Here is a 1,748-nt window from a genome sequence, read left to right on the forward strand (position 1 = left end):
CCCAGATACTGGCTGCGTGCGGCATTTCTCATGAAGGTTTGCCACCGCCTTGGCGTTGAATAGACCGCCGGCAGCGATGCTCGCTTCGCTCAAGCAGTCGCGTACGTAATCCAGTTCTCCGGCTCCAACAAAGGAGCTGGCGTCCGGGGCTCGGTAAGGTTGTTTGGTGCGCTCCCGGATCGGAGTCGGAACGAGGTGCTTGGCTGCCTTGCGAAGTATGTGCTTTTCCACCAATCCCTTCAGCTTCATCTCCGGCGGTAGTCTTGCCGCGAATGCCACCAAACGAGGATCGAGGAAAGGGAAACGTCCTTCGATTCCATGCGCCATCGCCATGCGATCGCCTTGGCTGGAGAGGATATAACCCGGCAGGAGGAAGCGGGTTTCGAGATATTGTGCCTGATGCAGTGGATGCCACAGGGAAAATGCTTGGGGCAGCTGGCTGACCAGGTCCTCAGCCGCGTCATAGCCCTTCAACGTCGCACGCAGGTCGCCGGAAAAGAAAATCTTCGCCGCCGCCGTGGTCTTGAAGCGCGGCCGATGCGAGAACAGCGGATCGTCGAGCGCAGCGTTACCGGCGCCGAAGAACGCAGCCAGGTACTCCACTGACTGCTGCTGCAGACCCGGCAGATAGGGATAAAGCCTGCGGAACAGCTGTGGCCTCATGCGCGATGCCGGCTGCCGCCCGCAGAACCGGCGAACACGCGCTTCCTTGAAGACATCGTAGCCTGCGAAGACCTCGTCGGCGCCCTCGCCAGTCAGCACCACTTTCAGGCCAGCCTGTCGAACGAGGCCGGATAATTGATAGAGGGGGGCCGGGGCCGTGCGGATGATCGGCCGCTCGGCAAAGCGGATGACTTCAGGGAAGACACCGGCGATATCGCCGGCACGGCAGGCAATGGTTCGATGATGGGTGCCAAGTGCTGAAGCCATCTCGGTCTGGAAGGCGCTTTCGTCGTGCTCGGCGCTGTCGAACGTCACGGAAAATGTCTGCAGCTTGCGAGGAGTCATGCCGGCGGCAAGCGCCGAGACAAGGGACGAATCGAGCCCGCCCGAAAGATAGGAACCGACCGGCACGTCGGCGCGCATGCGAAGCCTCACCGCATCGGTCAAAAGGGCCTGCAGCTCCTCGGCCGCATCGCCCTCGTTCGTGACCGTCGACGGCGCATCCCGATGCGGATAGTCGAGGTGCCAATAGCGTTTGACCGTGACTTGCCCCTGTGTCGCGATCATCACGCTTGCCGGCTCCAGCTCATGGATATTGCGGAAAGCCGTGCGGGGAGCGATCGGCGCCCACAGCGTAAATATCTGGTCGAGTGCGATCGGATCGATTTCGGCTGAGACGCCGGGGACCTTCATGAGGGCTTTGATCTCCGATGCGAAGTAAAGCACGCCGTCCTTGTTCGTGTAGAACAGCGGCCGGACACCCATCCGGTCTCGTGCAAGCACCATACGCCGACGCCTGTTATCCCATATCGCGAAGGCGAAATCGCCGTTCAGAAGCGGCAGGCAGTCTTCGCCCATCTCGTCATACAGGTGCAGGATGACCTCTGTGTCGCTCGACGTACGGAAGCGCCGGCCCTTGGCTATCAGCCCTTCGCGCAGTTCCAGGTAGTTGAAAATCTCGCCGTTGAACGCAATGGTCAAGTTGCCCGATACATCGGACATCGGCTGCTGGCCATCACCGATCCCGATCACGGACAGCCGCGCATGCCCGAGCCCGGCGTCGGCTGTTACAAATTTCCCTTGCT

Annotated in this window: 1 protein-coding gene; it reads right to left on the minus strand. The window is 61.0% G+C overall.

From position 1 onward, the window contains the following. Window positions 1-1,748 (minus strand): asparagine synthase (glutamine-hydrolyzing) (gene asnB / locus EOA85_RS34525; protein WP_127212664.1); only part of this gene is annotated, 1,748 nt, incomplete at both ends.

Origin of the sequence: Mesorhizobium sp. M5C.F.Ca.IN.020.29.1.1, assembly GCF_003997375.1 — a bacterium.
GTDB lineage: Bacteria > Pseudomonadota > Alphaproteobacteria > Rhizobiales > Rhizobiaceae > Mesorhizobium > Mesorhizobium wenxiniae.